The 24,691-nt window shown below is 45.0% G+C and carries 20 protein-coding genes and 1 pseudogene; 13 read left to right on the top strand and 8 right to left on the bottom strand.

Features of this window, described 5'->3' with window-relative positions:
• Positions 1 to 5: 5 nt before the first annotated feature.
• Positions 6 to 611, top strand: coding sequence for an IMPACT family protein (locus K7R10_RS00105; RefSeq protein ID WP_224482603.1), 606 nt, complete (start codon positions 6 to 8; stop codon positions 609 to 611).
• Here the strand turns inward: K7R10_RS00105 and K7R10_RS00100 are convergent.
• Both K7R10_RS00100 and K7R10_RS00095 read right to left on the bottom strand, forming a co-directional pair.
• Positions 606 to 3,119 carry a glycoside hydrolase family 9 protein gene (locus tag K7R10_RS00100; RefSeq protein ID WP_224482601.1) on the bottom strand — a complete coding sequence of 838 codons (2,514 nt, stop codon included), beginning with the start codon at positions 3,117 to 3,119 and terminating at the stop codon, positions 606 to 608. The genes K7R10_RS00105 and K7R10_RS00100 overlap by 6 nt on opposite strands.
• Positions 3,120 to 3,374: 255 nt before the next feature.
• Positions 3,375 to 3,770 (bottom strand): acyl-CoA thioesterase, encoded by a 396-nt coding sequence (locus K7R10_RS00095; protein ID WP_224482600.1) that lies wholly within the window; start codon positions 3,768 to 3,770, stop codon positions 3,375 to 3,377.
• Positions 3,771 to 3,972: 202 nt separating this feature from the next.
• Between K7R10_RS00095 and dnaA the strand changes: the two genes are divergently transcribed.
• The 3 genes from dnaA to K7R10_RS00080 are packed head-to-tail and all read left to right on the top strand — an operon-like array spanning position 3,973 to position 6,609.
• Positions 3,973 to 5,400, top strand: coding sequence for a chromosomal replication initiator protein DnaA (gene dnaA, locus K7R10_RS00090; RefSeq protein ID WP_224482598.1), 1,428 nt, complete (start codon positions 3,973 to 3,975; stop codon positions 5,398 to 5,400).
• Positions 5,400 to 5,873, top strand: a complete 474-nt coding sequence (locus tag K7R10_RS00085; RefSeq protein ID WP_224482596.1) for a low molecular weight protein-tyrosine-phosphatase — start codon at positions 5,400 to 5,402, stop codon at positions 5,871 to 5,873. The genes dnaA and K7R10_RS00085 overlap by 1 nt, the downstream gene beginning before the upstream one ends.
• A 16-nt stretch (positions 5,874 to 5,889) precedes the next feature.
• Entirely contained in the window at positions 5,890 to 6,609 is a 720-nt protein-coding gene (locus tag K7R10_RS00080; RefSeq protein WP_224482595.1) for an SAM-dependent methyltransferase, read from the top strand.
• A gap of 57 nt (positions 6,610 to 6,666) precedes the next feature.
• On the opposite strand, the gene K7R10_RS00075 is transcribed toward K7R10_RS00080, so the two are convergent.
• From K7R10_RS00075 to dapF, 4 genes are all read right to left on the bottom strand, one after another.
• Positions 6,667 to 7,302, bottom strand: a complete 636-nt coding sequence (locus K7R10_RS00075) for a lysozyme family protein (RefSeq protein WP_224482593.1) — start codon at positions 7,300 to 7,302, stop codon at positions 6,667 to 6,669.
• Between the two features lie 115 nt (positions 7,303 to 7,417).
• Positions 7,418 to 8,461, bottom strand: coding sequence for an endolytic transglycosylase MltG (gene mltG, locus K7R10_RS00070; protein ID WP_224482591.1), 1,044 nt, complete (start codon positions 8,459 to 8,461; stop codon positions 7,418 to 7,420).
• Positions 8,451 to 8,981, bottom strand: a complete 531-nt coding sequence (locus K7R10_RS00065) for a GNAT family N-acetyltransferase (protein WP_224482589.1) — start codon at positions 8,979 to 8,981, stop codon at positions 8,451 to 8,453. Before K7R10_RS00065 ends, mltG begins: the two co-directional genes overlap by 11 nt.
• On the bottom strand, positions 8,978 to 9,763 hold the full coding sequence (gene dapF, locus K7R10_RS00060; protein ID WP_224482587.1) for a diaminopimelate epimerase: 786 nt from the start codon (positions 9,761 to 9,763) through the stop codon (positions 8,978 to 8,980). The genes K7R10_RS00065 and dapF overlap by 4 nt, the downstream gene beginning before the upstream one ends.
• A gap of 128 nt (positions 9,764 to 9,891) precedes the next feature.
• On the opposite strand from dapF, the pseudogene K7R10_RS00055 reads away from it, so the two are divergent.
• The 9 genes and pseudogenes from K7R10_RS00055 to K7R10_RS00015 all read left to right on the top strand — a co-directional run.
• A pseudogene (locus K7R10_RS00055) lies at positions 9,892 to 10,989 on the top strand (S1C family serine protease); the annotation flags it as partial.
• A gap of 433 nt (positions 10,990 to 11,422) precedes the next feature.
• Positions 11,423 to 12,871, top strand: coding sequence for a glyceraldehyde-3-phosphate dehydrogenase (locus K7R10_RS00050; protein WP_224482581.1), 1,449 nt, complete (start codon positions 11,423 to 11,425; stop codon positions 12,869 to 12,871).
• 93 nt (positions 12,872 to 12,964) lie between these two features.
• Entirely contained in the window at positions 12,965 to 13,585 is a 621-nt protein-coding gene (locus K7R10_RS00045; protein ID WP_224482579.1) for a tRNA (guanine-N1)-methyltransferase, read from the top strand.
• Positions 13,586 to 13,705: 120 nt separating this feature from the next.
• Entirely contained in the window at positions 13,706 to 14,386 is a 681-nt protein-coding gene (trmD, locus tag K7R10_RS00040; RefSeq protein WP_224482577.1) for a tRNA (guanosine(37)-N1)-methyltransferase TrmD, read from the top strand.
• 126 nt (positions 14,387 to 14,512) lie between these two features.
• Entirely contained in the window at positions 14,513 to 14,863 is a 351-nt protein-coding gene (gene rplS / locus K7R10_RS00035) for a 50S ribosomal protein L19 (protein ID WP_224482575.1), read from the top strand.
• 557 nt (positions 14,864 to 15,420) lie between these two features.
• Positions 15,421 to 17,646 (top strand): NADP-dependent isocitrate dehydrogenase, encoded by a 2,226-nt coding sequence (locus K7R10_RS00030; RefSeq protein ID WP_224482573.1) that lies wholly within the window; start codon positions 15,421 to 15,423, stop codon positions 17,644 to 17,646.
• A gap of 121 nt (positions 17,647 to 17,767) precedes the next feature.
• Positions 17,768 to 20,167 (top strand): TonB-dependent receptor, encoded by a 2,400-nt coding sequence (locus tag K7R10_RS00025; protein WP_224482571.1) that lies wholly within the window; start codon positions 17,768 to 17,770, stop codon positions 20,165 to 20,167.
• Between the two features lie 5 nt (positions 20,168 to 20,172).
• A complete protein-coding gene (locus K7R10_RS00020; RefSeq protein WP_224482569.1) occupies positions 20,173 to 20,991 on the top strand; it encodes a DUF4249 family protein in 819 nt (272 codons plus the stop codon).
• A gap of 57 nt (positions 20,992 to 21,048) precedes the next feature.
• The gene (locus tag K7R10_RS00015) at positions 21,049 to 21,282 is read left to right on the top strand and encodes a DUF6095 family protein (protein WP_370631288.1); all 234 of its coding nucleotides are present in this window, start codon (positions 21,049 to 21,051) and stop codon (positions 21,280 to 21,282) included.
• Here the strand turns inward: K7R10_RS00015 and K7R10_RS00010 are convergent.
• The gene (locus tag K7R10_RS00010) at positions 21,279 to 22,613 is read right to left on the bottom strand and encodes a GntP family permease (RefSeq protein WP_224482567.1); all 1,335 of its coding nucleotides are present in this window, start codon (positions 22,611 to 22,613) and stop codon (positions 21,279 to 21,281) included. The genes K7R10_RS00015 and K7R10_RS00010 overlap by 4 nt on opposite strands.
• A gap of 60 nt (positions 22,614 to 22,673) precedes the next feature.
• Positions 22,674 to 23,807, bottom strand: a complete 1,134-nt coding sequence (locus K7R10_RS00005; RefSeq protein ID WP_224482566.1) for a glycerate kinase — start codon at positions 23,805 to 23,807, stop codon at positions 22,674 to 22,676.
• Positions 23,808 to 24,691: the final 884 nt, after the last annotated feature.

Here is a 24,691-nt window from a genome sequence, read left to right as displayed (position 1 = left end):
CAGACATGGAAACCGATGCTTATCTCACATTAAAGGAAGCGGGTACAGAATCATTGTTTAAAGACCGGGGCAGTAAATTTTTCGGCTATGCTTTTCCCGTCTCAGACGAAGACGACATCAAAGAGCGACTGGAAGAAGTGAAAGCAGCTCATTCTTCTGCACGTCACTGGTGCTATGCATGGAGCCTGGGAGCAGATGGTGAAAGATACAGGGCCAACGATGACGGGGAGCCGGCAAATTCTGCCGGTATGCCGATCTACGGACAAATCCAATCATTCAACCTCACTGATGTACTCATCGTGGTGGTGCGTTACTTTGGAGGGGTGAAACTGGGTGTTGGCGGATTGATCAATGCCTACCGAACGGCAGCCCAGGCGGCCATCGAAAACAGCACCATTATCGAAAAGACCATAGATCAGCATTTCTTACTAAGCTTTAAATATGCAGACATGAACAATGTGATGCGTGTGATCAAAGAAAAAAACCTGAACATCATTGAACAGAACATGCATCTGACATGCCAGATAGAGGTCAGCATAAGAAAAAAAGATGCTGATCAGCTCGTGGAAGCTTTCAAGCCCTTTTACGAAGTTAAAGTAACACTTCTATAGGTCATCCCCGCCCGGTACAAAAACAGGCTGAAGATTTTTTTCATGCATCTGGTCGATACGCACAAAGCTGTAACCCCTCTTCTTTAATTCCTCTATCAGTTGGTCAAGTCGATCATAGAATTTCTCCTGACGTTTTTCATCTGTACCGAAATGCAGCAGGAGATGGAACCCTTCGAGTCCCTTTTCGGTTTCATATCCCGTTATACCCTTCCATAGTCTTTCATTTGAATAGTACCTGTCACCCAGGTCGGGGGTGGTCCAATCCTGATTGCTGTTCGTTCCGGGTGAATGATTTATGAGCCTAAGTCCGTTTTCACGCGTCCACAGGGAAATTTTCTCATTATACCATTCGTAGGGTGGCAGATAAAAAAAAGCATCGCTCTTGTTGATGCCATGACTCGCCATAGCGGCATAATTAGCCTTCAGGTCTTTACGGAAGAGGGCTTTGTCTACAAGTAGTGAATCGCGATCTTCCCAGCTGCAATACAACAGGTGCTTGTCTGAATGGGCCCCCAGGTAATGATCCTCATCGATTAGGGTACTGATGATATTCTTAAATTTCGGGTTTCTGTAAAAATCACCCGTAAGGAAAAAGGAGGCCTTCACATTATGTTTTTTCAGGGCTTTATTCACTTTGTCAAATCCTTCTGCCCGGTCATGGCCCGTAAAGATCAGGGCTATTTGTTTTTTGGTAGAATCACCCCTGATCAGGGCATCTTTGTAATAGGTATTATTATCGGTACGGTTTTCAGGCACCAGCGAAGACAGGTAATAGGTCAGGCTGGCCGTTCCATCCATGGTAGGCTCATTGGTTGAATAATCTGCCCAATCGTCGTGATACACCACCCTTGAGGTCTGAAAGGCAGCATACTCATCTTCCTCGGCCAGCTTCACTCCCTTCAGGCTCTTAAAGATACTACCGTAAACAGGACCGTCGACCAGTCCGCCCCAGGGCTCTTCATCTGTATAATGAGAAATGGCCGCATGTGTATCTTCGGGATAATCCCCATGTTGAGGCAAGCCCACCACCATGGAGGTTCCCCAGGGATTTCTTCCGAAAAGCCAGTCTCTGAGAGCCGATTCCGTTTCAACTGAAGAAGTTTCAGGCTGAAGTCGGGCTGATAGACTTAATTGGGTCAGCATGGCTGCTGCCAGATTGTTGGAGCACCAAACGAATGGCAACCCGTTAAGAAAGATATTTTTGGACGATCTTTTTTTATAATGATCGATTCCCTGGCGGTAATATTTAAGACCTTCATCCTTCGCCCCTGCACTACTCATATAATAATGCCCGAGGTTAACAAAGGGATAATACTGATAATGCCTGACACTGTCTTGCTTCATCCAGGGTGTTACCGGCTCCTGAGCAGCAAACTTCAAGGCATCAGACAGATAATTCACCTCTTTGGTTCGCTGATAGAGCTGCATGGCTGCCAGCTCCATATCATCTTCCCAATTCTCTTCCTCGTAAAAATAAGGAGCACGACAGGGAGCCGTCTGGCAAACTCCGGGATATTCTTTTCCCGTGACATATGCTGAACGGGCCTTCTCGATTAGCAGCTGTGAAAATTCAGGGTAAAAAGGCTTGAGCAGCTCTGATCCCAGGGCGAAGCTTGAAGCAAACTTACCGGCAATATTGGCTTTTCCGTTAGAATTATTCTGGTATTCCATCAAACCCTGAGGTTTACCGGTCACATAATAAACGGGCCTCTCCTTTCCTTTTCCATACCCGTAATCGAGAGTGTCTTTATAAGGGAGATCAAAACTGCGGTGATCCCGGTCGTCTGCTATCTGATGAAACATCAGCCCGGGCTCGGGATTCATCTTCACCAGCCAGTCAAGCCCCCACTTCGCTTCATCGAGTATATCCGGAATACCGTTAGCCCCCGGCAAACCCGACGCCTGATAGCGGTCGTCAAAAGCATGCGGATTCTGCTCATAGGCGAACAGCAACTGAAAGACCGCATTGGCCGAAGTCGTCACATATTGCAGATAATCTGAAGCATCGTGCCAGCCGCCACTCACGTCGATCTTTTCCCCTTCCCGATCCGGATGGTAGATAATTATACCATCGTCGACGTGGCAACTCTTTTTGAAATAGGGATTATACCCGCATCTTCTTGAGCGCAGATAATGCAACAGGTAATCTGCCGTACCCGCATACACATTTTCAGATATGTAAAAGGCCGGACTACGCAGAGACCCGGCTCCCAGGTAGTACGCACCCGGCTCCTTGAAATCACTGAAATCTGCCTGGTAAACACTCTCGAGCTCATAATAAGCCTCCGGGGCGTCTGAAACTGCGATCTTCCTGATGAGCGCATCGGTAAGTTGATCATACAACCCGAGGCTGTCTTTATCAAAAGTTGCAGAGGCGATGAGGAGGGCTGATTTTATATCATGCGGGCGGTAACCCACCTGGTTCACCCGAATGGCCGATTCGGTTTGAGCAGTACAAAGATTGATAAGCAAAAAAAAGAAGATGAAAAATTGCAGAGAACGATTCATTGAATGTAGGGTTTTGGCTTACTAAAGTAAGTATTAGGAGAAATCATTCTGCATTCATCCTACCATTGCTTACGCTTCTAAAGAAAAGTCATCTAAATAAACAGAATTTGTAGGATTATACAGGTTTTTAAAAGCACTTTGAAATATGGAGATAGTCTTGTTTGCCGGGCAGGAGAAAAAGAAGAAGGCGATTACAATATATGCAGGATTACCTTACATCAACAACGAACAACCTGACTGACAGATTGTTAATAACTACAATTTTTCCAGTATATAATCCGGGCATTTCACAGGGCGTCCGCTGGCCTTATTTATGAAGGCCAACTGGGTATTCGCTTCAACTAAAATTTCACCCTTTTCGTCTAAAATAACATAATCAAATTCGATCTTGACAGAGGGGGTTTTCACCAGGGTGGTAACCACTTTTATCAGGTCGTCATATCGCGCAGATCTACGATATTTCAAGGAAAGTGAGATGACCGGCAACATGATACCACTCTCTTCCATCGACTTATATGAAACCCCCAGTTTTCGAAGCCATTCGACTCTTCCAACTTCCAGATATTCAGGATAATTACCATGGTACACCACCCCCATCTGATCGGTCTCTCCATAACGCACCCGTATGTTAATTTCGTCTGATTTCTTCATATTAAGAGCAAATTTTCGTAGTTTAAAAAAGTGTTAAGTTAGCGTTAACAGGTATGCGAAAAAAAAACCAGTAAGTCAACCCGATTTGTATTTTTTTTTTCAATTTTTTGTTCACATATTTGTTTCAACCTAAACGGTGAGACAAAGCTATCTCCTCATAGCTTTCAATCCTAAACTAACTGATAAAAAATTTTAACTGGTAATGAACTTGACTGCCGAATCAGTATGGAATAATTGTCTGGAATTCATAAAAGATAATATCCAACCCCAGGCTTACAAAACCTGGTTCGAACCGATCAAATCGGTGAAGCTTACTGATAACGCATTGAGCATTCAGGTACCCAGTAAATTTTTTTACGAATGGCTGGAAGAGCACTATGTTAAACTTCTTAAAGTAGCGCTCACCCGGGAGCTTGGTGAAAATGCCAAGCTGGTATATGTGATCCGGATGGAGAACACCTACGGAAACAAAAAACCGTTTACTGAAAGCATTCCCAGTTCGAATCGAGCGAATATGCAGCCGCAGGAACTCGATGTTCCCGTTAAACATAAAAATCCTGAATTAAAGAATCCGTTTGTAATTCCCGGCATTCGAAATATAAAGATCGAATCTCAGTTAAATCCGAATTACAGTTTCGACAATTACCTGGAAGGAGACTCCAATCGTTTGGCCCGGTCGGCAGGAATGGCGGTTGCCAACAAACCCGGAGGCACCTCTTTCAATCCGCTGTTGATTTTCGGTGGTGTGGGGCTTGGAAAAACACACCTCGCTCACGCTATTGGGGTTGAGATAAAAGATAAATATCCGGAGAAGACCGTATTATATATCAGTGCTGAGAAATTCACCCAGCAGTATATCGAATCGGTCAAAAAGAACACCCGTAATGACTTTATACATTTCTATCAATTGATCGATGTTCTGATCATCGACGATGTACAGTTCTTTTCGGGAAAATCAGGCACCCAGGATGTGTTCTTTCACATCTTCAATCACCTCCACCAGAACGGCAAGCAGGTAATACTGACCTCCGACAAAGCTCCTGTAGATATGCAGGATATTGAACAACGACTGCTTTCCCGTTTCAAATGGGGTCTTTCGGCTGAACTTCAGAGTCCTGATTACGAAACCCGTATTTCCATTCTGAAGAACCGACTCTATCGTGACGGAGTTGAAATGCCTGAAGAAATCATCGAATACGTGGCTCAGAATATAAAGACCAATGTCAGGGAACTGGAAGGTGCGGTAATCTCCCTGATCGCTCAGTCTTCATTCAACAAAAAAGAAGTGACACTCGACCTGGCAAGTCAGATCGTTGAGAAATTTGTCAAGAATACCAAACGCGAGGTTTCCATCGATTATATACAGAAGGTTATCTCTGATTATTTTCAAATGGATGTTGCCACCCTGCAATCAAAGACCCGTAAGCGTCATATAGTACAGGCCCGTCAACTCGCCATGTTCTTTGCAAAAAAATATACCAAGGCCTCTCTGGCCAGCATTGGTTCACAAATAGGGAAACGTGACCACGCTACAGTTTTACACGCCTGTAAAACGGTAGACAACCTGGCTGAAACCGATAAGCAGTTCAGAAAATATATCGAAGACCTGAACAAGAAATTCGCACAGTAATGAAAAAGAAGATACTCATGGTCTGTCTGGGAAATATTTGCCGATCTCCCCTGGCAGAAGGTATCATGAGCAGTATCGCACCCGAGGATTTCATCATTGATTCTGCAGGCACCTCTGATTATCACATTGGAGAATCTCCCGATAAACGCTCGGTAGAAACAGCCCGCAAATACGGGATCGACATCACCTCACAGCGGGGCAGACAATTCAAAACATCAGATTTTGACGAATTCGATCATATTCTGGTCATGGACCAAAGCAATTTCAACGATGTCATTGCTAAAGCCCGAGATGAAGAAGACCGCAAAAAAGTTCGAATGATACTGGAATATGCCCCTGACACCTCGACGAGGGAAGTTCCTGATCCCTATTACGGTGGAAAAGACGGCTTCGAGAAAGTATATGACCTTTTAACCCGGGCATGCGACGGCTTTCTGAGGAATCACTATCCTGAGGCCGGAAGGCAGAGCTAAACAAAGCAATATTCAGATGTCAAACGACAGAAAAACCGGAAAACTTTACCTTATTCCATCCACCATGGGAGCGGTAGAACCCCTCGAAGTATTACCCATTTCTGTAAAACGAGTCATCGAGCAGGTAGACCACTACATCGTGGAAAACGAAAAAACGGCACGCCATTTCATCAAACACGTCAGCCCCAGAAAGTCCCAGCCCTCATTAAAGCTATATCCGCTGAACAAGTTCACCGATCCGACTGAGATCCCTACCTATCTGGATCCCTGCCTGCAAGGTGAAGATATGGGGGTTATTTCAGAAGCCGGCTGTCCGGGCGTGGCAGATCCGGGAGCCTCTGTTGTGGACCTGGCTCATCAGAAAAAGATAGAGGTTGTACCCTTGGTTGGTCCCTCTTCGATCTTGCTTGCTATGATGGCCAGTGGTATGAACGGACAAAACTTTGCTTTCAATGGTTATTTGCCCATCGACAAAAACGAAAGGCGCAATAGCATAAAACAACTCGAGAGGCGATCAGCAGAATCAGAGCAGTCGCAAATCTTTATCGAGACTCCCTACCGGAATGATAAACTCATGTATGACCTGGTAAAGAATCTGAAACCCACCACACGATTATGCATTGCTGCAGACATCACGCTTTCCACTCAATACATCAAAACCAAAACGATAGCCGAGTGGGAGAAGCAGGAGGTGAGTCTTCATAAGAGACCTGCGATATTCATCATTCATGCCTGATAAAAAAAGCCCCTGATCTCTCAGAGGCTTGTATATTTTTAGTATGCCAGGGATTAGTTACAGCCTGGCTGCCCGATCTGCCTGAATATGTGACACATCATAGCCGGCGAAACGCTTCATATAATACCTGATAGATGTTCCGTTAGCATCCTCAAAACCGTTGGATCCCCAGGTTCTGAGAAAACGCTTGACGTTTCCGGGGCCCGCCAGGTGGGCTGCTGCCAGGATACCGGATTCGGTAACAGGAACTCCGCTTATGGTTTTCCCTACATACAGGTCGATATATTTACGCAGTACCCATTTATTTCGTTGCAGATTCGCAATAAATACCTTTTCCTGCAAGCTCGGGTCATTCAGAAATGCGATCCTGTCTTCGACCCCAAGGGTTCTCAAAGTTGCTGATCCAAACTGATATTTCCCCATGTAACCCAGAGAATTTACCACAAAGTAATTTCCTCTTGATTCATTGTATGCAAGTGCTTCCTTAAATCCGTTGAACGATTTACCAAGGAAAGGAGGTTTCTTCAAATCCATGGCCATGTCGTTCTCTCTGGTCACAGTGTAATCCAGCAGATCATCGGTTGCGCTAAAAATCAATTCGGGGGAGTAATCGTTGTCGAAAGTAAATCCTACACTTGCAATTAAAACTAAAAAGACAATTCCTGTCTTTAATTTTAACCTGAGTTTTCTCATATATTTACAATTCTTCAGAATATCAACTCCCTAAAAGTCAAGATTCTGAAATTGAGCCCGCAAAAGTACTATAAATTATTTAACCTGCAAAAACCCTTCGGTAAGCTGTAAATACCTACCTGTTAATTCCTTGCTTGTTAATCCAATCACGGTACTCATTGGCGTTGCGATTATGCTGGGACAGGGTCTTGGCAAACTTATGATACCCGTAATTGTTCACATCTGCAACAAAGTAGTAAAAATCATGATTCTCGGCATTCAAAACACCATCAATGGAAGAAATATCCGGCATACTGATAGGTCCGGGTGGCAGACCTGAATACCTGTAAGTATTGTAAGGTGAATCAACCACAAGGTCCCGGTTAAGCACCCTTTTGATCACCTGATCGAAATCACCAGACTGTCTTTTTACCGCATAAATGACGGTAGGGTCGGCCTGCAGCGGCATTCCTTTTTTAAGCCGGTTGAGATAAACGCCTGCAACACGGGGTCTTTCATCAGGCATGGCTGTTTCCTTCTGAACAATCGAGGCAAGGGTGATCACCTCCTTCGGCTTGAGACCAAGGGATCGGGCCTTTTCTGTACGCTCTTCATTCCAGAAACGCTTGTATTCCTTGAGCATGCGATCTCTGAATTCATCAGCTGAAGTATTCCAGAAAAACTCGTAACTGTTGGGTATGTACATCGAAAGCGCGGTATGCTCGTCAAAATTATTGGCCTTCAGGAACTCCCCATCTGTAAAAGATTTAATCAGTTCAAGACTATCTGCCTCGATCTGATTACTGATGCGTCCTGCCAGATCAGCAAGCCGGTCCTGGTTGTTGAAGGTAAGCGTAAGAGGAATATTTCTGCTGCGTATTGAGTTAACGATCTCATTGTTATTCATTCCTTTCCTGATACCGAATCGCCCCGCCTTTATATTGCTCACATATCCTTTTTTCCGGGCGATCTGTTCGAATGAGCTCAGGTTTTTAAGCAAAGGAGCCAGTTGTGTTTTTACGTCGGTAAACGAATCCCCGGTACCCACATAGATGTAGGCCTCTTCATTCTGAAAAGCGGTATTGGGTGTGAAAATGGAGGTATAGATATGATAAACGAATACCCCTCCGGCCACCAACCCCAACAGGGCTACCGCAACTAAGATCTTTCTAATGTACATGGTTTATTTTTTGATAGAGCAATTCATTGGTAAATTTTCCGGCATTCAGGTTCCAGTCTTTTTTGACTCCTACCTTCTCAAAACCCATTTTCGAGAAGAGATGAATACTGGCCTGGTTCGCTTCACCAATATTTGCGAATAACTGATGAAGATTCAGGTGTTGAAAGGCATAATCTATAATGAGGGAAAGGGCCTCTCCTCCTATCCCCTTATTACGGTGTCCTTCCCGCAATACCACGATCCCCACTCCCGCCCTGCGGTTACGCGGATCAAAATCATACAGATCGATAAAACCCACCAATTCTTGTTCGAGGGTAACGATGGCCAGTCTCAGCTGCTTTACCTCGTAGATATCGCGATGACTGTTGGCCAAATATTCCTTTAGCACATATTTGGAATAGGGAGCCACCGTCTCACTGACTTCCCAGACGTTTTCATCATTCTCCAGGTAATAGAGAAAATCGATGTCTTCAGGCTCCAGCGCCCTTAAATAAATGGTATTTCCCTTTAGAGTGATCATCCTTCAATTGTCATTCGTCCTTCGAAAACCTGAACAGCCGGGCCGCTGAGCCAGATATCGGTATATGTATCATCCTGTGGCATAAAACTTACCGCCAACTCTCCTCCCTCGGTTCTCAGAATGATACGCTCAGATGAAGTCTTTCCTTTTCTGTGCATCGCCAGTGCCACGGCGGTCACACCGGTCCCGCAGGAATAGGTTTCATTCTCAACACCCCTTTCATAGGTTCTCACTGCAAAAATGTCAGTATCGACTTCAGATACAAAATTGATATTGCTGCCTTTCTTGCCATACTTACCATAGCGCAAACGGCTCCCCTCTTTATTCACATCGAAGGTATGCAGGTCATTGACTTCCTGAACATGGTGCGGCGATCCGGTATCCAGAAAGGAATAATGCTCAAAAACATCGACCGTATCTACATCGATCATTTTCAGAGAAACCGTTCCATCTGCTGCTATTTTTGCCTCATGAAGCCCATCGACCGCCATAAAACTACAGCTCTTACCAACAAGCCCGAGATCAGCTGCGAAAGCTACGATACAGCGCCCCCCGTTACCACACATACTACTCTGCCTGCCATCGGCATTGTAATAGACCATGCAAAAGTCAGCCTGCGACGATTCCTCGAGCAGGATCAACCCGTCTGCCCCGATTCCGAAGCGACGATTGCAAAGCCCCGAAATGAGTTTGGTATTATTTTTGGGAAAGTTGTTACGTCGGTTATCGATAACGACAAAATCATTACCGGTACCCTGATATTTATAAAATTTTATTTCCATTGGCATAATGCGGCAAATATACAATAATGTTCAGTGTTTTGCCATTGTTAAAGTCCGGTTAAAAACGGTCCCGGACCCCAATATTAAAGTAATTTTAAAGTAGAACTGCTAAAAATAAAGAAGAATCTATGAAAAGAATTTCAAGTTTGTTTTTGGTGTCTTTATTTAGTGGTGCGCTTACTCTTGGCGCTTATATCTTCTTCTTCGGAAAGCAAGATGTGATACTCGAAAGAGAAGAACCTGAAGCGAAATTTGTAACGGCATCATACGACCCCAACAGCCTGAAGGCACCTGATAACATCAATTTTACAGAGGCTGCAAAAGAAACAGTGAACGCTGTAGTTCACGTTAAAAACCTGACCATAAACAGAGGTCCTTCCAGTATTCGCGACTTTATCTACGGATATGGCGGAAGTGGCAGAGCTCAGGTGGGAACAGGATCGGGGGTGATTATATCTCCCGATGGTTATATCGTAACCAATAATCATGTAATCGCCAACTCGAGCGAATTACAGATCACACTTAATAACAACAAAACCTATAAGGCCGAATTGATAGGAGCTGATGCTGAAACCGACATCGCCCTGTTAAAGGTGGAAGCGGAAGAAGAACTTCCTTTCCTGGTATTCGGAGATTCCAACTACACCCAGATAGGAGAATGGGTACTGGCGGTAGGAAATCCGTTCAACCTCACTTCAACCGTAACGGCAGGGATCATCAGTGCCAAGGCGAGGGATCTGAATGAATACGACACAAAATTTCAGTCTTTCATACAGACCGATGCGGCGGTAAACCCCGGGAACAGTGGCGGAGCCCTGGTTAACATCAACGGAGAGCTGATCGGGATCAACACGGCCATCACCTCCTCTACAGGCTCTTACGTGGGATATTCTTTCGCGGTTCCCAGCAACATTGCCAAGAAAGTGGTGGAAGATCTGATGGAATACGGAAATGTTCAGACCGGAATACTCGGGATCAACGGATCTGACCTCGGCGTGGTAAATCCGGAGAATCTTGGAGTAACTGAATCACAGGGTATCTATATTGCCGACGTGGTCGAAGACTCAGGGGCAGACCGTGCCGGACTGCAATCAGGTGATATTATCAAGGAGATCGACCAGGTGAAGATCAGAAAATTCTCTGACCTTGCCGGCTACCTGCGCAGTAAACGACCTGACGATGAAGTGGTGGTTACCATACTGCGGGACGATGAAACCTTAGAAGTGCCGGTGACACTTTTAAAGGATACCACTTATAAAATAGAGGCCATCGATCTTTCTGTTAAGGAACAAAGTCGTAACGACCGTAAGCGATTCGGAGGCCAGGATGGTGTAAAGATAGTCGATGCAGGCTGGAATCTGAGAAACCAGGCCTTTACAGGCAAGCTGCTTATACAGATCAATGATACTGCTATTAAAGACGTTGATGACGTAAAAGAAGCTATGGAAGAAGCCCGGCGTTATGGGGTGGTAAGTATTGTAACCATGGATGAGAGCGGGGAACGCGAACGACTGATCTTTCGGGATTAGCAGCTGCAACTTATCGAATAATCGAATCAAGGGTCGCCAAAAGGCGGCCTTTTTATTTCCTGTATTTTATTTTACGAAAACGTTTGAAATATATACTTTTGCCCGAAATTTCTAAACAATATCATACGCAATGGCTTCTATTACTTCCTATGATCGAGAACTCGCTTTGCAGTCAGACCGCCGCAAGGCCACCGTCGAATTCATCAAAATCGTAAGTGATCTCTGGTATGACCGCTCCATCGAATTGGTACTTTTCAGGAATCAGCTGATCGACAAGAGCATCAGTGAGGTTATGAATTTACATAAATACGCAGGTGATTTCGTGAGTAAACCGATCTCCATTTATGATTCGGTTCAGATCGCCCAGGCTATTCAGGACATGAAACTGCCACCGGCAAAGATCGATATCGGTAAGCTGACCTATGAATTTCACATGGACGACAACCGGTACGAAGATGCCAATGCCTTTGTGATGCACAAACTCAGAGACGCAAAGAATGCAAAAGACATCGAACCCAAAGATGTGGTACTTTATGGTTTCGGGAGAATCGGCAGGTTGCTGGCCCGGGAATTGATGCTTAAAACCGGAAGCGGCTCTCAATTGCGATTGAGAGCTATCGTAACCCGTGGAGAGATCAACGAAGAGGTACTGCTCAAAAGAGCCTCCCTGCTGGAAAACGATTCGGTTCACGGCGACTTTCCGGGAACAGTCGACATCGATGCTTCCTCACAGTCCCTGATCATCAACGGCAGTACGGTTAAAATGATCAGCGCCGATCGTCCTGAAGATATCGATTATACTATTTACGGTATCGATAATGCGCTCATCATAGACAACACCGGTGCCTTTCGTGATCATGAAGCACTCGGAAGACACCTGAAAGCCAAAGGAGCGGCAAAGGTATTGCTTACTGCTCCGGGTAAAGGCGTTCCGAACATTGTACACGGGGTAAATCACAAAGCCTATAATCCTGACAAGATCGATATATTTTCGGCGGCCTCCTGCACCACCAATGCCATCACCCCTATTCTGAAAGTGGTTAATGATGGAATAGGAATCGTAAAAGGCCACCTGGAAACCATACACGCCTATACCAACGATCAGAACCTCGTTGATAACATGCACAAAAAATATCGTCGTGGAAGAGCTGCTGCCCTGAATATGGTGATCACCGAGACCGGAGCAGGAAAAGCTGTTGCCAAGGCCCTGCCTGACCTGGAGGGTAAATTAACTTCAAACGCCATCAGGGTTCCGGTTCCAAACGGTTCACTGGTTGTACTGAACCTGGAACTCGAAAAGGGCGCTGACAAGGATACGATCAACAGCCTGCTTCGCAAGGCAGCCCTGGAAGGTGACCTGGTGGAACAGATCAAGTATTCGATGAATAACGAGCTGGTTTCGTCTGACATAGTCGGCACATCGGCTCCTGCCATATTCGACAGCAAGGCCACCATAGTATCAGAAGACGGAAAGAACACCGTATTATATATCTGGTACGATAATGAGTTCGGTTACAGTCATCAGGTAGTACGTCTGGCCAAGTACATTTCGAAGGTAAGACGCTTTACTTACTATTAATGGCATATTTTTACCGTCGAAAAACAATAACTTATAAATGTGGCCGTTACCAACTAAAAACTTAACTTTGCACCCCAAGTAAATTTTTAGGACATGAAGATGACGATCAAGAACCTTTTTACTGTACTTACGATGTTGTTATTGGCATCCGGAAGCCTTTTTGCTCAATCTGAAGCCGACGATGAAAATACGCTTCAGACCGGAGACATAGACGATCAATTTGAATTCGTTATCAACAAATCGAACCGGTACAAGAATTATAAGGTTATTAAAACCGAGAGTTTAAACCTGTTGCGCCGAAACGTGCTCGATACGGTAGCCAGGCTTGAAAAGGAATTAGCTTCCGAGGCGGCTATAACAGCCAAGCAGGATGCTGAGATTGACGGGTTGAAAAGGGATCTGGCCAGCAGTAACGATCAGCTGGCACAGGTAACCAACGAAAAAGACAGTATTTCGTTTTTTGGAGCCCTGATCAATAAACCCACCTATAAAGCGATCATGTGGGGTCTGATTGCCCTGCTGACTCTTGTATTATTGTTATTCATCTATAAGTTTAAAAATGCCAATACCATTACACGGGAGGCACGTCAGAACCTGGCAGAACTTGAATCTGAATACGAGGAACACAGGAGAAAGGCTCTTGAACGGGAACAGAAAGCCAGAAGAGCACTTCAGGATGAGATCAACAAACAGAAAATGGCTAAAAGCAAATAGGTAAGGCCATAAAAACGATACCCGAAAGACTCCCTTTATAATATAGGGAGTTTTTTATTTTAAGGGGAGCTGAGATTCCCTGAACTATAAGTAAATTTGTCCGTCGAAAATCCAAGAAAGATGCGAATCGATATCATTACCGTATTGCCTGACCTTATAAAAAGTCCTTTTGAAGGTTCCATTATGCAAAGAGCTATAAATAAGGGGCTGGTTGAGGTTCATTTTCACAACCTGCGAGATTACACCACCAACAAGTATCGCACCGTAGACGATTACCAGTTCGGGGGCGGGGCAGGAATGGTTATGATGATCGAACCCATTGATAAATGCATTACTGCCCTGCAAAGCGAACGGAAGTATGATGAGGTGATCTATATGACACCCGACGGAGAACGGCTGAATCAGGGGATCGCCAATGAACTGTCGCTGAAGGAGAACCTGATCATCCTGTGCGGACATTACAAGGGAGTGGATCAAAGGGTACGGGATCTGTTCATCACCCGCGAGATCTCTATCGGTGATTATGTGCTTTCAGGTGGAGAGCTCGGGGCCGCTGTATTGTGTGATGCGGTAATACGGCTGATCCCCGGCGTACTCAATGATGAAACCTCTGCCCTGACCGACACCTTTCAGGACAATCTTCTGGCTCCCCCGGTATACACCCGTCCGGCTGAATATAAGGGCCACAAGGTTCCGGAGATTCTGCTGAGCGGCAACTTCCCGAAAATCGAAAAATGGAGGGAGCAGAAGGCGCTGGAACGCACTCAGGAATTACGCCCTGACCTGCTCTCTGACGACTAAATCAAAAATTAAGCTGTATTTGCTTGATTATTCCTCTTTAATAATTATTTTTGCATCCGATTTCAGATCAACCTCTGGCGAGGTCCGTGTATGTTGTTTTGAACGAACGTAAACAGTTATCACAAAATGGAAGCTTTAGTAAAATTTGTTCAGGATGAGTTTGTAACCAGAAAAGACTTTCCTGAATTCTCAGCCGGTGACACTATTACCGTTTATTATGAGATCAAAGAAGGTGAAAAAACCCGTACCCAGTTCTTCAGAGGAGTTGTTATTCAAAGAAGAGGTACCGGTGCTTCAGAAACCTTTACTATTCGCAAGATGTCAGGTACTGTAGGTGTGGAAAGAATTTTCCCTGTCAACATGCCCGCTCTTCAAAAAGTTGAGATCAACAAAAGAGGTAAGGTTCGTAGAGCGAGAATTTTCTACTTCAGAGGACTTACCGGTAAGAAAGCACGTATCAAAGAAGTGCGTTCTTAACCATAGCATAAGAAATATTTGTAAGCCCCGTTATCGGGGCTTTTTTTATGAACAATTGTGGATACCTGAATTTGATAACCGGTGAATAACTAAGTCTCTAAATATTTGGTTTTCAGGCTTATAGTTACTATATTAGCTATTGTAAACGTTCTTAAAAAAGTATATTGCTTGTTAGTTAAGTCTCGAAGAATTTCTGCTACGTTAAGTAGTGAAGGATTCCACAGAAAGTTTGAGTCAATAGTTCTGCTATTGTCCAGTGCCGAATCGAATCTGATCGGAAGAACGGATTCAAAGTAGGAAATTGACAACGCAATTCTCCGAAGCATCAAATAACAATTCTTCACAGAATTTTGATGATGTTTCAAATTAGTGAAAGGATTCATACGGTTTTTGTTGTATGGCCCCTTTCCTGAAAGCCATATCATTTCATTTTGTGATGATATGGCTTTTTTTATTTGGCTTCCAGCCTCTTAAGGGGAGGATGATGAAAATTATCGAAAACCCTCTTAAAATTGTATATTTGCGCAGTTTAATTCAAAAAACAGTTCTTTTACCATATGGCACAATATTCAAAAATTCGTTATACGAAAACAGATGAAGCACCTGCATTGGCAACCTATTCATGGTTACCGGTAGTTCGGGCATTCACTGCCTCCTCGAATATCGAGATGGAAACACGAGATATTTCACTGGCCGCACGCATCCTGGCGGTATTCCCTGAATACCTTACAGAATCACAACGAGTCGAAAATGACCTGGCATACCTTGGAGAACTGGCTAAACAACCAGAAGCCAACATCATTAAACTTCCCAATATCAGTGCTTCCATACCACAACTTGAAGATGCCATTCAGGAACTGCAAAATCAAGGTTATAAACTGCCCGATTACCCGCATGATCCTAAAGATGATGAAGAGAAAAAGATTAAGGCTACATACGATTCTGTAAAAGGAAGTGCTGTAAACCCGGTTCTGCGAGAAGGTAATTCAGACAGGAGAGCACCTCAGGCCGTAAAAAATTACGCAAAAAAGCATCCGCATAGCATGGGAGAATGGAGCTCAGACTCCAAGTCTCATGTCGCCACCATGGAACAAGGGGATTTTCGTCACAACGAGAAATCGATGACCATGTATAAAGGTGATCTTTTACAAATAAAATTCATCAACGAAAAAGGTGAAGAGAGCCTCCTTAAGAAAGATCTGCCTGTATTAGACGGAGAGATTATCGACGCTACTGTCATGAGTAAAAAGGCACTGGTCGAATTTTTGGAAAAGCAGGTAAAAGATGCCCATGATAAAGGAGTCTTATTCTCAGTTCACCTGAAAGCCACCATGATGAAGGTGTCAGACCCGATTATCTTCGGGCACACGGTGAGAGCGTATTTCAGTGAGCTTTTTGATACCTATGGCGAAACCTTTGACAAACTGGGTATCAATCCGAATAACGGACTTGGTGACCTGATGGAAAAACTGGATGAGCTCGATCAGAACAAACGTGAAGAGATCAAAGACAGCATTCAGGCGATCAGAGATAAGCAGGCTGATCTGGCCATGGTAAATTCAGATAAAGACATCACGAATCTTCATGTTCCCAGCGATGTGATCATAGATGCCTCCATGCCTGCCATGATCAGAAATTCCGGAAAAATGTGGAATGCCAAAGGAGAGGCACAGGATACCAAAGCAGTAATACCTGACAGCAGTTATTCTGCCGTTTATCAGACCACTATTGATTTCTGTAAAAAACACGGAGCTTTCGATCCTAAAACCATGGGAACCGTACCTAATGTAGGTCTTATGGCGAAAAAGGCCGAAGAATACGGCTCTCATGACAAGACCTTCGAGATGAAAGAGGCAGGTACCGTTCGTGTCACAGACAGTAAAGGTACCGTACTGTTGGAGCATGAGGTTGAAGCTGGTGATATCTGGAGAATGTGCCAGGTGAAAGATGAGCCTGTGCAGGATTGGGTGAAACTGGCTGTAAACCGCGCCAGCGAAACCAAAACCCCGGCTGTTTTCTGGCTGGATGAAGATCGTGCCCATGACGCCGAACTGATCAAAAAAGTTAACGAATATCTCGAAGACCACGATACAGAAGGATTGGAGATTTATATCATGTCACCGGAAGAAGCGACACTTTTCACCCTGAAGAGAATGCGCGCCGGAGAGGATACGATCTCCGTCACAGGAAATGTGCTTCGCGATTACCTTACCGACCTGTTCCCAATACTGGAAGTAGGTACCAGTGCAAAAATGCTGTCGATCGTTCCCCTAATGAACGGAGGAGGTTTATTTGAAACCGGCGCCGGAGGTTCTGCTCCGAAACACGTACAGCAGTTTCTGGAAGAAGGCCACCTGAGATGGGATTCCCTGGGTGAATTTCTGGCCCTCGCTGTATCGCTGGACCACCTCGGGAAAAGTACCGACAACAAAAAAGCAGTTGTTCTCGGAAAGACCCTTGACACAGCTACCGAAAAATTCCTTGAAAACGATCGTTCTCCTTCCAGAAAGGTTAATGAGCTTGATACCCGGGGTAGCCATTTCTACATGGCTCTCTACTGGGCAGAAGCTCTCGCCGAACAAGAAGATGATACAGAGCTGAAAGCACAGTTCACCCCTATCGCAAGGGAATTAAACGATAAATCAGCCCTTATTCTTGAAGAACTTATCAATGCCCAGGGCCATGAGGTCTCTATCGGAGGTTACTACTTCCCTGATGAAGAGCTCACTCAAAAGGCCATGAGACCCAGTGGTATTTTCAACAATATTCTTAAGGCTTTGTAAGCCGCTGTACGGAATAAATTCTGGTAAAACCCTGTCTGAAATAGACAGGGTTTTTTGTTTAAATTTTCATAAAATGTTTTAAACAAGTATCTATTCCCCTACTTTTACTGAAAAATTTGCTATGGATTTCTGCAGATCCGTGATGGGTATCATGGTGATTCTTTTTTTTGTTTCTACGGTCAGGGCTCAGGAACGGTACACTTTGAGCGGTACAGTTACCGAAGCCAACACCAACGAGACTCTGATCGGGGTTTCGATCATAGTTACCTCTCTCAACAGAGGTACAGCCACCAATCAATATGGTTTTTATTCCCTTACCTTACCCGAAGGAACTTATGAGGTAACCGTGAGCGCTATCGGTCTGGGACAACAGACACGTGAAGTCGTGCTCGATCAGGACAGAAGGGTCGATTTCAAGCTGGAAGAAATGACCGAAGAGCTTGAAGAGGTGGTACTGACAGAAAATGTTGAAAAAATCAATCTCAGGGCACCGCAGATGAGTGTAAACGCCCTGTCATCTCAGACGATCAAGGAAGTCCCGGTCGTGTTGGGAGAATCAGATGTGATCAAATCACTGCTGCTGCTTCCCGGAGTATCAAGTGGTGGGGAGGCGGCCTCCGGCTTCAATGTAAGAGGAGGGGCTGCAGATCAGAATCTTATATTGCTTGACGAAGCCATCATCTTTAATTCGTCACACTTGTTCGGCTTCTTTTCAGTGTTTAATCCTGATGCTATTAAAGACATCAGGTTATATAAAGGAAGTATCCCCGCCAGGTACGGAGGTCGACTATCTTCGGTACTGGAGATCTACCAAAAAGAGGGGAACAGCAACAGGTTTCAAATGAACGGAGGGATAGGTGCCGTGGCGAGCAGATTACTGGCTGAAGGGCCCATCGTCAAAGAGAAGGGTGCCTTTTTATTGGGAGGAAGGGCTTCATATGCCCATCTTTTTCTACCGCTGCTGGATATCGATAATGCGGCCTATTTCTACGACCTTAATACAAAGCTCAACTACAGGATAGACAATAATAACAGCCTGTTTATTTCCGGGTATTTCGGAAGGGACAAATTCAGCTTAGACGAAAGGTTTGTAAATACCTATGGTAATTCTGTTTTCAATCTTCGATGGAATCATCTTTTCTCCAATAAGCTGTTTTCCAACCTCTCCCTGATCTACTCAGATTATTATTACGGCCTGATCCTGGATTTTGTAGGATTTCAATGGGATTCAGGCATTCGAAATGCCAATATAAAGTATGACCTGAAACACTACATTTCAGACAGGTTTCAGCTGAACTATGGGGTAAACAATATCTATTATGCCTTTAACCCTGGAAAGATCGAACCGAACCGCCCTGATTCAGGTATCATCGAAGATCAGATCGCGAGAAAATATGCTAACGAATTTGCCGCCTATATCGGAGCAGAGCACGATATAAACGACAAGCTAAGCCTTCAGTACGGGATAAGGATCTCTCATTTTACACGACTGGGACAGGAAGAGTTCTTCGTTTATGAGAATGATAATCCGCTGATCTATGATGCAGACCTGCAGATCTACAGGGAAGCAGAGCCCGTTGATACCTTGAATCTCTCCAGAAGCGAGTCCCTCAAGTCGTTTATGAATATCGAGCCACGATTTTCACTTTCTTATATACTCGATGACAACACCTCAGTGAAGGCCAGCGTAACCCGGGTGGCACAGTATCTGCACTTGTTATCAAACACCAACTCCCCCACTCCGCTTGATGTATGGACGCCAAGCGGGCCTTATATCAAACCGCAGCTGGGAACGCAATATGCGATGGGGTATTTCAAAAGAATTTTTGATGACTTCAGCCTGGAGACAGAGGTGTTTTATAAAAATATCAGCAATCGCATCGATTATGTCGACGGTGCCGATCTGATCGCGAATGAAGCAGTTGAAAGGGTTATTCTTAACGGAAGAGCCCGGGCATACGGCCTGGAGGTTCTTTTGAGAAAGGAAAGCGGTCGGTTGAACGGCTGGCTATCCTACACCCTTTCCCGTTCGGAACAACGGACACCCGGAAGAAGTTTTACCGACGAGTCAGGTACCCTCCGCCAAGAGACGGGAATAAATAACGGAGAATGGTATTTAACCCCATTTGATAAAACTCATGATATTGCGGTCTACGGTAATTATGAACTGAACAAGCGATGGAGTTTCAACGCTAACTTCATCTTTCAGACGGGACAACCCACCAATTATCCCGAAGGACAGTTCGAATTTCAGGGAGTCACCGTTCCTTATTTCGGTGCAAGAAACAGTCAGCGGCTGCCTTCCTACCACAGACTTGATATAGCTGCGGTTCTGAAGCCTGCTGAAAGCCGCAACAAAAAATGGAAATCAGAGTGGGTATTCAGTATTTATAATGCCTATAACCGTATGAATGCTGCCTCCATCAATTTCAGGAGGAACCAGGATACAGGGGTCAATGAAGCCGTAAAAACTTCCATTTTCGGAATCGTACCCTCGGTCACCTATAATTTTAAATTTTAAGGATCATGAAAAAAATCTTCTTTTCCCTGTTAGGTGTATGGCTGCTTTTTCAATCCTGTGAAGAAGTGGTTGATGTGGATTTACCTAAAACAGAAAGCAGGCTGGTTATCGATGCCCTGATACGGGTTGACACATCTCAGCCGGACAATCTGATCCGGGTCAATGCCCTGGAGACAGCATCTTTTTTTGAAGAATTGCAACCCGCCCGGCTGAACACGATCAGCATCACCAATCTGAACTCGGGTACTGCAATCAGCCTCGAGCGAAGCGGTGAAAGTTCATCGGCTTATGAAGCGGTCGTGCCAAAAGATTTCATTACAAACGGAAATTTTCTTTTACAGGCTGAACACAAAGGAAGAACGTATACAGCTACGTCATCATTTTTCCCTTCTGTACCTATCGATAATCTTGAACAGGGTAATGATATCCTGTTCGAAGAGACAGATATTGAAGTCAAGGTGCGGTTCACCGATGATGGTACCACAGATGATTTCTACCTTTTCGATTTCGACTTTGGAGAATATCTCACCTCCCGGGATGATTTCTACCAGGGGCAGCAATTTGAATTTTCCTATTTCTATGAGGAACTGCAGCCCGGTGAGGTAATTAGGGTGAACCTTTTAGGTATCGACCAGGCTTTTTATAACTATATGAACCAGGTGATCGAACAAAGCGGAGGTGATGGATTTACCCCTTTCGCAACCCCGGTATCTGCCCTCAGAGGAAATATTCAGAGTGAGCAGGACACCACCGAAGATTTTGCGTTTGGATATTTTATCGTCTCAGAAACATTTAGCGATTCACTGATCGTTCAGGAGAAATAAAACGCCTGGGTTTTACGGGATGAGAAATTCTGGATACTTTTGTGACTCAGCATTTCAATGAATATTATGGGTACCGACAAAGATCTGTTCTTTAAAAGTTTAAAATTCTTCGCTTACACTGTAGTGCTCATGTTTACAGCACCAGCCGTAATCTACCAGGCATTCAAAAACCAGGGCCATCCCTTTTTCTGGCCCGTGCTCATCATAGGATTAATACTGGCGGTTGCTGCCATCGTAATGGGCTTTTACAGTCTTAAATTGATCATTCGTTCTTTTTTCGGAAAGGACTAAAGCAGAATAAATGACAGGAATACGATCACTAGTATTCCACTTACTCCCTGAATCAGGGTTCCCACGGTATGAGAGCGCAGTGCCTCTTTTACGCTAAGGTCTGAAAACTGTGATACCACCCAGAAATAACTGTCATTGATATGTGATACGGTAAGGGCACCGGCACCTATGCTGAGTACTGTCAATACACTCATCAGCTCCTGCTGAACCGTAACGTTAATGATCGGAGCCATGATGGCTGCTGCAGTGATAATAGCCACCGTAGAAGATCCCTGAGCACTTTTGAGAATGGCCGAGATCGCGAATGCTGAAAGGAGCAGCGCTGTCGGGCTCATACTCTCTACATCAAAAAGTTTCTCAATGCCCACAGAACGCAAGACTTCCCCGAATGCCCCGCCGGCGCCAGTTATCAGAATAATCAGTCCGGCTTCTTTCAGGGCCTTTACGGTCCATTCACCACGCTTGCCCGAGGCTTCCTTCCAGGTCACCACAACGGCCGCTCCCACACCGGTTAACAAAGCCAGTACCGGTTCTCCCAACACTGTTATTATTTCATAGAACCAGCCCTGTCCTAATGGAAAAGAAGGGTAAGTAGCCACAGACCTCAGAGCTATCAAAAATATTGGTAACAGCACCGGACTCAGTATCAAATAAATATTACCCTCGGCATTTGCTGTTCCGAGAAAGGAATTTTCCTGTTCTTCCAAAGATTTTCCGGGTAACTTATCATGACGGCGGCCCAGGAACATACCCCATAACATTCCTGCTATCGTTACAGGAATAGCTACACAAATACCCAACAGTATCACCCTTCCCAGGTCAGCTCCCAGGATGGATGCAGCAGCCAGCGGACCCGGGGTCGGAGGAACAAACACATGGGTTGCATAGAGTCCGGTGGAAAGACAAACAGCGAATGCGACCAGAGCTATACCTGTTTTTCGGCTCAGTGCTTTATTCAGGGAAGACAGAATGATGAATCCCGAATCACAGAAAACAGGAATCGAAATGATAAAGCCGATAAGGTTCATGGCAGCCGGAGATTTATCGGCGGAAAATAGCCGCAGTACCCTTTGTGCAAGAACCGTTGTTCCCCCGCTTTTTTCCAGAAAAATTCCAATAATGGTTCCGAAAGCTATGACCAGTCCGATTCCTGACAAAGTATTTCCAAAACCGCGTGTAACCAGTTCCATAACTTCATTTCCACCTAAGCCGGTGGCAAGTCCACTGATGAGAGCGGCAATGATCAGCGAGAAAACAGGATGTACTTTGAATTTTACAGTGGCAACTATGATCAGTACGATAATTATAAAAATCAGTAGCAGAGAGGTCATATAACAGGATTTAATCGATTTATAAGGAACAAGGTCAGAAATTAAATAATGGCATTATGTTCAAAGAGGATTCGCTTTAAAGTATTCGAGTGCATTCTCCCGCAGCAATCTGTAAGCGTTGTTAAGGTTATGAGCCAGGGGCATATCCGGATCAGAAACCGGTATTACCGCTTTGAGCCCTAATGTTTCGCTGTCTTTTTGCGATATATCGGATACCCCGCAGAATACAACCACGGGAATAGCATGTTTCTTCCCGATCTGTGATACCCCGGAGATCATTTTCCCATAGATCGTTTGAGAATCGATTCTACCTTCTCCTGTAATGATCAAATCAAAATCATGGGTCTCAAGTAAGCTTTTGATCCCGGTTATATTCAGAATAAATGCCGTGCCTGAAAGAAACGAGGCATCGGCAAATACCTTCAGACCGTATGCGGTTCCTCCGGCAGCACCACTTCCGGGTGTGGTGGCTTCATCATAACCCAGGGTGCTTTTGACCTGTTGATGCAAATGTTTCATGCCGTTATCGATCTGATCAAGATCCGTCTTTTTCAATCCCTTTTGGGGTCCGTAAACACGGGTCGCTCCATCAGGTCCGAACAGCGGATTCATAACGTCATGTACCGCATAAACCTTTGCCTGTAACTTATTTTTTGGTGGAATTATACGGGTAAGCTCTTTCAGGTTTCTGCCTCCGGCTCTTAACGGCTTCTCATCCTGCCCTATAAAAGTATAACCGATGGCCTCGGCCAGTCCGATACCCCCGTCATTCGTAGCACTTCCTCCCAGCCCCACATAGATCTTACGGGCACCCGAACGTTCTGCATGCAGTATCAATTCGCCGGTACCATAAGTGGTGGTTCTTGCGCCATCTCTTTCATTCGGTTGTAAAAGCTGTATTCCTGACGCCATGGCCATTTCTATATAAGCCGTGTCGGTTGAAGAATCGTAAAGATAACCGGCATTTATGGAACGCCCCAGGGGATCCTGAACCAGGGTCTCTCTTTTTTCAGCATGAGGCAGGGTACCTGACACAGCCTGCAGAAAGCCGTCTCCCCCATCGGAGAGTATGGCTGAGTGTATCTCTGCTTCAGGATAAACCTGTAAGATACCTTCTTCCAGGGCTGCAATAACTTCGGTCGCTAAAAGCGCATCTTTGAATTTATCGGGTAATAACAGGATTTTAGGTTTCACTTCTTACAGGTTGGTCTTTTTAAAGATAGTGTTTTTTTGGTGAGGTGGTCAGGTAGGCAGGTAGGCAGGTAGGCAGGTAGGTAGGCAGGTAGTGAGGTAGTGAGGTAGTGAGGTAGTGAGGTAGTGAAACGAAATCCTATGTCACACTGAGCTTGTCGAAGTGCGACTTAGGTATTGTTGGATAAAATCAATGGTCAGATGGTCAGGTGGTCAGGTGGTCAGGTGGTCAGGTGGTGAAGAATAAGCATTCTACTAAAATTTCACAATAAACCCCTCAGTCCAGCTGACGCTGGCCAGCTCCCCTTGGTAAGGGGAGCGTATCGGGGATTTCTTAGGATCATTTCCAAGGAGGTATGCAGAATGCTAATTAAAACAGGAAATACCCTCCCCTTTTTAAGGGGAGGTGTTCTGTCGCGAGAGCGACAGAACGGAGGGGTTATGCTTGTTATAGCAATAACTCCAGTAGAAAGCAACATCGCACATTCATTAAAGCCTTCACTTACCCTACTCCTTAACATGAAATGTATGTACTCCCTTAGGCTCAACCCCTCAGTCCAGCTTGCGCTGGCCAGCTCCCCTTAAGTAAAATTTAGTTACTGCCATAGCATAACCCCTCAGGCCTTCGGCCAGCTCCCCTTGGAAAGGGGAGCGTATCAAGGAATTCAAATAATCATTTCGTAGAGTTTCTGCCTACTGCCAACTAAGCCCTTGAAATACCCTCCCCTTTTCAAGGGGAGGTGTTCTGGCGCGAGAGCGCCAGAACGGAGGGGTCTTAAAACAAAAAACCCCCATCATTTTCATGATGAGGGTTTCAAAGAAGGCGGCGACCTACTCTCCCACTTGCGTAGTACCATCGGCGCTGGCGGGCTTAACTGCTCTGTTCG

The organism is Robertkochia aurantiaca (assembly GCF_020166495.1).
Taxonomy (GTDB): domain Bacteria; phylum Bacteroidota; class Bacteroidia; order Flavobacteriales; family Flavobacteriaceae; genus Robertkochia; species Robertkochia aurantiaca.
The sequence above is the reverse complement of the archived record's forward strand: the minus strand, read 5'-3'. Positions and strand labels throughout refer to the sequence as shown.